At 38.4% G+C, this 7,205-nt stretch carries 5 protein-coding genes and 1 riboswitch; of the genes, 1 reads left to right on the forward strand and 4 read right to left on the reverse strand.

The features are described 5' to 3' along the window. Nucleotides 1-919: glycoside hydrolase family 36 N-terminal domain-containing protein (locus tag AC1DPQ_RS12705; RefSeq protein WP_477609567.1), on the reverse strand; the 919-nt coding region annotated here is incomplete at its 3' end. A 14-nt stretch (nt 920-933) separates the two neighbouring features. Continuing rightward, a complete protein-coding gene (locus tag AC1DPQ_RS12710) occupies nt 934-1,080 on the reverse strand; it encodes a hypothetical protein (RefSeq protein WP_477583258.1) in 147 nt (48 codons plus the stop codon). A gap of 432 nt (nt 1,081-1,512) precedes the next feature. Here AC1DPQ_RS12710 and AC1DPQ_RS12715 point away from each other — a divergent pair, with 432 nt between their 5' ends. Further along, nucleotides 1,513-1,713, forward strand: a complete 201-nt coding sequence (locus tag AC1DPQ_RS12715) for a hypothetical protein (protein ID WP_036670470.1) — start codon at nt 1,513-1,515, stop codon at nt 1,711-1,713. Between the two features lie 143 nt (nt 1,714-1,856). Here the strand turns inward: AC1DPQ_RS12715 and AC1DPQ_RS12720 are convergent, their stop codons facing one another. Together AC1DPQ_RS12720 and AC1DPQ_RS12725 are read right to left on the reverse strand one after the other, a co-directional pair. Then, nucleotides 1,857-3,293, reverse strand: coding sequence for a SusD/RagB family nutrient-binding outer membrane lipoprotein (locus tag AC1DPQ_RS12720; RefSeq protein ID WP_477609569.1), 1,437 nt, complete (start codon nt 3,291-3,293; stop codon nt 1,857-1,859). A 10-nt stretch (nt 3,294-3,303) separates the two neighbouring features. Continuing rightward, the gene (locus tag AC1DPQ_RS12725) at nt 3,304-6,471 is read right to left on the reverse strand and encodes a SusC/RagA family TonB-linked outer membrane protein (protein ID WP_477609571.1); all 3,168 of its coding nucleotides are present in this window, start codon (nt 6,469-6,471) and stop codon (nt 3,304-3,306) included. Between the two features lie 327 nt (nt 6,472-6,798). Further along, a riboswitch (SAM riboswitch) is annotated at nt 6,799-6,906 on the reverse strand. Nucleotides 6,907-7,205 lie beyond the last annotated feature (299 nt).

Here is a 7,205-nt window from a genome sequence, read left to right on the forward strand (position 1 = left end):
CTCCTTTTCCCTGATCAGAAAAAGTGTACAAAAAAGCAGGGGTTGTAAAAACTTCACCTGGCTTTAAGCTGTATGGCGAAGCATAATTGTTCATTCCGGCAATAATGCGGAGGTTATCCTGGTAATCCAGCTCAAGATCGATCTTAAAATTACCGCTCCATTCCATCGCACCATACAAAACATTGCCTTCATTTTCTTCAGCAGGCTTATCTAACGAAATCATAAAAACAGAAGGTTGAAACAAATTTGCCCTCGTACCCAGTTTGCTATCCAAAGTTTTAATACCATGGGTAATTTCACTTTGTTCTGGCTGCATTTCTTTGGCCCAATCGCCATGATACTGATTTAACCAAAAACGTGGTGATTTTAAGTGCAGATTGGCCGAGGCGTATTTATGTAATACCACTGTACCTTTCTCATTATGTTTAATCTCCGTCCATTGTTCTATTACATCTTGTTTATAAAAAGACTTATAAAACATGGTGACTTCGAAATTGTAAACCGGGTCTTTCAACCTGATTTTAAGTAGACTCACATTATTATCAATAGCCGTTACGGTATGATCAACGTATTTCAGATCGAGTGAGTTATTGCCATCGGCATGGGTAACGCTAATAGCTGGTTCTACCAAATTCCTTGATCCTGAAGGTGTATACACCGAATTTAGCTGACCAGTATAATCTTCAGTCTGTTTATATTGCGCAGTAACTTGGGCGTATTCTTGCTTATTTGCCAGTTTTTTTCCAAAAAAGATAGTGTTTACATCTTTCTTTACATCGGCCTGTAATACCACGGCATTGTGCGCGGTTTCAATAGGAATAATGGTTTGGGCGTTAATATTGCCAACGGTAAAGAGTGAAATGGTAATCGCCAATGCCCCATGCTTGATGTAACCGGTAATTTGATCTGACTTGTTCATTTGTGTTTTCAATGTTAATCGGGTGAAGGCAAAATATCTCCCTTAGCAATCAGCTTATGGTTTAGGCCATTGATGATTCTCTGTACAAGCTGTTCGTGTTTCGAGAAAGAATTTATGATGCTCAACTCCTTAATTTCATTGAACAGCTTTTTCTTATTCATGCAGCAATATTTGGTTTAATCGATTTACTGGAGGTTAATTTGCTCGAAATATATAAATTTAATAGTGATAATCTGTAAAATTTTTATCGCCATACCAGATGTTTATCGATGGCATTTAAGAAAATTCATCATGGCGAGGCAAGCCGGCCACGCAATTACTTGCTTAAAAAGCAATCATTTGGAACTGAGAAACGAGCTAAATTCTTTTTTTAATGTGAAGCCAGCTGTTATTATCCGGCATTATTAACTTTAGTAATTGCAATGAATAAATAGCGTATTATACGTAATATCCTGCAGTACAGCGACAAAATAATGTTAAATGAGCGGAATAAAAATGCGCCATGCAACAACAATATGTAACAACCGGTATAAGAAATTGTCTAAAACTTTTAACGGTCTCAAAATGTTTAATTAAGAAAAAAAAGAAAGAACATGGGAATTTTAAAAACAGCAATTATTGGCGCCGCAGTTTATGCCGGTGTAAAATATATCACGAAGAAAGATCCAATTACCGGCCAATCGATAGTTGATGAGCTATTGGATAAGGCTCCGGGATGGGTAGATAAAGCAAAAGGATATACCGAAGATCTGAAAAACAGGGCAAGTAATGCTGCCGAAGACTTAGCCAGATGAATACCTGGAAGAAAGCAGGAACTCCAACACACGAGATACCTCTTTCTTTAAAATTTCAAACAAAAACGTCCCGATTTAAACCGGGACGTTTTTGTTTTTTGTGTCAGATGGCAACATCTGACACCACTATTACCACTATCGGATTAAAAAGCATCAAACCAAAGTTTGGTGGTTAATAAATCTGCACCCTGACTGCTCACCGCATTTTTATAATTCTGTCCGTTTAACGATTGTTCAGAACCTGGATAAATAAAACGTACCGGAATYTTGCCATTCAACACGGTATTAACAGATGCAGTTAATTGCGGATAATCTAACCTTCTCTGCTCTGTCCAGGCTTCTAACCCCTGACCAAATAAAGCGATCCATTTTTGTTCACCGATTGATTTTTTATAATTACCTGCATCATATTGTATTGAAGTCTGATTAATATAATCATCAACAACACTTCCACCAATACTGTATTGATCAAATGATGCCCTGATGGCCTGTTTATACAGATCAGCGGCATTTTCGGCAGTAAAACCTCTTGCAGCTGCTTCTGCCCTATCAAAAAGCAGTTCGGCATAGCTAAAAATCACAGCAGGTGCTTTTGGTGCTAAAAAATAAGTTCCTGGTCTGGAAGAATTTGCCAAACCTATTGCACTGGCTTCTGAATTTGTTGAGCCATTCGGAATGCCTACATACGTTTGAGGTGTAGCATTATCAGTTTTGCTTGCATAAACTGGTAACCTAGGATCATTTAGTGCAAAAAGTTTATCCACAATGGTTTTGCTGATCCGGTAATCATTCCTGGTTTCGAATGAGGCTGCTACCGGATTTTGCTGAGGTGAATCACTGTAGAACAGTTGTGCATTCTCCGATTTGCTATTAATATAAGTACCACCTTCTGCAAGTATTTCATCTATTACCTGTTTAGCTTTAGCTGGCTCTTTATCTGCAATGCGTAATGCGATACGAAGGCGTAAAGAATTGGCAAACTTTTTCCATAAAGCAATATTGCCGCTATAAATCACATCTCCCCCTATAACTTTTCCTGAAGCTGGATCTAAAGCTGCCTGTGCAGTCTTTAAATCGTTAAGAATACCGTAGTAAACGTCCTTTTGTTTATCGTAAACTGGTGTAACAAACTGTTTGATTTTCCCAGCCTGTGCGTACGGTATATCTCCATAAGCATCGGTAAGTAACAAAAACACCCACGATCTCAGTATCAGGGCTACACCTTTATAATTTGGATTGCCCTGTGCATCGCCCAATTCGATAATTTTATTAAAGCCAGCAATACTTTGCGCATAACCGGTAGACCATAACGAAGTAAAACTACTGTTAGAAAAGATATAACGATCTTCTTCGGTATATTGAACTTTAGCCCATTGTTGTGCAAAAAGCAGACTCGAGTTCATGTTATTGGTTACCCCCCAATACGTATCAGCTGTAGTTTTAGTGGTACCAGTAAGTAAATAATCTGGTTGTGGAATTTCCGGAGCATTCGGATTAATATTTACCTCATCAAGCTCTTTATTACAAGATGAAAATGCAATTGCCAGAATAGCCAGTATATATAGTTTTTTATTTTTCATGATGGTAAGATTAAAATTTAACATTCAGGTTTATACCGTAACTGCGTGTGCTTGGATTAGAAAGACTTTCTAAACCCTGACCGTTACCCGTATTAAAAGCTACTTCCGGATCGATATCTACTGTGTTGCGGTGGATAATCCAAAGATTGCGTCCCACAAGCGATACTGAAACGCCCTGTAAACTTAATGGGCGGAGCCATTTTGATGGCAGGTTGTAACTTAATTTAACCTCACGGAGTTTTACATATGAAGCATCGAATATATTTGCTTCATCAATGTTTCTGAACGATTTATAATATTGTTGCGCAGGCAATACTTTTTCATTGCGTTTACCATCGGCAGTTACGCCATCAAAAACAATCCCATCATCATAAACCGTTACACCTGCCGGAGTGGTTCCGTTTACCCTTACGGTGCTATTTTCCTTTTTATTATCCGGATAATAATATGAGATTCCGCCATATTCTGTTGCTCTTCCAGGAAGTGTAGAAGCCAATACTCCTGTATACGTGCCTGTTGCATAGGTACCATTGTAGATAGAACCACCAATACTCGCATCAACCAATACACCTAAACTTATGCCTTTATACGTGAAGGTATTGTACACCCCGCCAATCCAATCTGGTGTATATTTTCCCAGTACCTGTTTGGTTGGGTTTGTTGCTGGCGCACCTGTAGCGTTTACAATGATATTTCCATTGCCATCTCTTAAAAAGGCGGTTCCGAACAATGATCCATAAGGTTGTCCAACGGTAGCAATAACCTGTGCTGAGTTGGTAGCCACAATATAATTCGTCAATAATTTTTCAGCATCAAGTTCAATTACCCTACTTCTATTCGCAGCAAAATTGAAATCAATATCCCAGGTAAACTGTTTTTTAATTGGTGTAATCCCCAACTGTGCTTCTATACCTTTGTTGTTTATTTTTCCGGCATTAAGCAGTTTTGAACTAAACCCGGTACTTTGACTTACATCGGCAGCCAAAATCTGATTGTAACTATTGGTGTTATATGCACTTAAATCGAAACGTAACCTTTTGTTAAAGAAAACAGCCTCAACGCCCAGTTCTGTTGAGGTGGTAGTTTCTGGTTTAAGGTTAGGATTAAGGTCGATATTACTTGTGGTAAGTTGAGGGTTTGCGTTAAATGGCGCACTAAATGCATAAGTATTGATCAAGCGATAAGGATCTGCATCTTTACCTACTTTAGACCAGCCTCCACGTATTTTTAAGTAGTTAAGCGCTTCACTTTTAATGTCAAATGCTTCTGTTGCTACAAAACTTCCGTTAAATGATGGGTAAAAATACGATCTGTTTTGCGCTGGTAAGGTAGATGACCAATCGTTACGGGCCGTGATGTTGGCAAAAAGGTAATTCCTGAAACCAATCTGTCCAGAGGCATAAACACTGTAAGATTTTAACCGCGATAAATTATTTGATGAAATTAAAGGATCGCGTGAATTCTTAAGGGTATACAGTCCTGCAATGGCCAATTTAGGCGCACTTTGATCGTTCTGCTCGATATATTGCCTGCGGATGTTCCCACCACCTAACAATTCAAGACTAAAATCGTCATTCAACTGTTTGTTAAAGTTTAATGTCGCATCTGTATTATTTTCACTTACTGTAAAGGCACTCTCAGTATAAGAGCCAAAAGGCGTTCCATTGGTACCATATGCAATCCTAACTTTGCGCCTATCATTATAATAATCCGTTCCTGATCTGAAATTGAAATCAAGTCCATCAATAATCTTATAATTCAGCGCTAAACTTCCAATAATCCGGCTACGGTTTTGTGATACGGTATTTTCGTAAGCTACCCAATAAGGATTGCTGTAATAGCTATTGTTCCAGTTAAACGTTTTTCCATTTTCATCCAAATAATCTTTCAATTGGTTGATATCAACCTGACGGCCGAACCAGGTAAACTGCAACATGGTACTGGTAGATCTCGAACCACCCGTTCCCGGTAAATTATCAGAATTAAGTTTGCTGTAGTTTGCATTTGCGGTTAAACTTAATTTGGGTGTTACTTTTATTGTAGTATTCAATACAAATGAATTTTTGCCCTGTCCGGAGTTTGGTACTATACCTACCTGTTTCAGGTTATTGTACGATAATCGGAAGTCGTACTTTTCGCCTGCATCTGCAATAGATACCCCATTGTTTAATGAATATCCGGTTTGGAAGAAATCACGTACATTATCAGGATGCGCCACAAATGGAACGGCTACTCCTTTCGAATAAAATTGTGGGATTAGCCTACCATCCAATTTAGGACCCCAGCTTTCATCTACTCCATCGTTAATGCCTTTACCTGCACCATCTACATAACTAAATTTGCCCTCCGATCCCTGACCGAAAGCATTTTGATACACGGGTAGCGTAAGCAAGGTTTCTAAAACCGCGTTTGAATTGATGGCAATGCCTAATCCTTTTTTCGATTTACCTGTTTTGGTTTTAATGAGGATGACACCTGCCGCAGCCCTCGAACCGTATAATGCAGCGGCATTTGGTCCTTTTAATACACTCATCGATTCTATATCTTCTGGATTAATGTCTGAAATGGTATTGGCATAATCTCTGGCCCCAGCCGAATTTAACTGAGAATTATCTACCGGAATCCCATCAACCACAAATAATGGCTGGTTATTTCCGGCAATAGATGTTTCCCCCCTGATGACCACACGCGAGGAACCCATGCTCCCCTGACTATTGGTTACCCTTACACCTGCTATTTTTCCGGCCAGTGCATTTACCAGGTTAGACTCTTTAGCTTCGGCCAAATCCTGTCCTTTTAATTCCTGAACAGCATAACCAAGCGATTTCTTCTGCCTCGAAATACCCAATGCAGTAACCACTACCTCATCAAGCGCATTATCGCTTGACTGAAGAATGATCGAAATGGGGCCGGCGTTTTTATTGATCTGTATTTCCTGGCTCTTAAAACCGATATAAGAAAATACCAATGTACCCTTATCTGGTGCATGAATAGAAAAAGCTCCTTTTGCATCAGAAATGGTGGCTTGTTTGGTTTCTTTTATTAAAATGGAAACACCAGGGAGTGTTTCACCATCTGCCGACTTTACCGTTCCGGTAACCGCGGCATTTTGAGCGGAAAGCTTTTGCACAATAAAGAGCAGAAAGATAAACGCTATTGACTTTAAAATTTTAAACATAAGTGTGTAGTTAATAATCAATTAAAAGGGATAATAATTTTGGGTAAAACAATTTTACCACGGCTAAAAGTGTATTTGTTTTTAAAGAGAAAAAGGAATGGTTAGCCTAAAAAAGCCTGTTAAAATGGAGCAATTTTAACAGACTCCACGCATTCGGAAGCATGCGTTAAGGTTTACATTAATAGATTTCAGCTCGTCTGTCTTTTTCATTTGAATGATTTTATTTAATGCATAATTTAATTTCAAGAACGCATTCAGGGCAAAAAAAAAGCACCCCTTAAATCAGAAGTGCTCCATATAGTTCTTATAAGGATAACGCAAACAACTGACTTAACTACCCCAGATTCATCTGGGATGGAATTAGCACCATTTCTAAAAATTTAGATGGTTGCTAAGGCTTCACAGGGCCATTCCCTCCGCCTTTCTTGATAAGTATTTTAAAATAACTGGGGCAAAGGTATAATTAATTCCATTTATCCTATAGTTTTTATAGATTTTTGTTGAAAAATTTTTTCTTTGCCAATTACATCCATATATTTGTCTACTAGTTTAGTCGACAAATACACATCCCAATGAAACTAAAATCCATTTTAACAGCCGTATTGGCTATATCAATAACTTTCACCTATGCTCAGAACCATATTGCATTAGCAAATAATCAAGCAGCAAAGCTTAAAGAGAAAAAACAAAATGTTTTTGTTGCCCTCGGCATCTGGCGTGGAATAGCTAAGGTT

Source organism: Pedobacter sp. 01T416_2 (assembly GCF_056398925.1).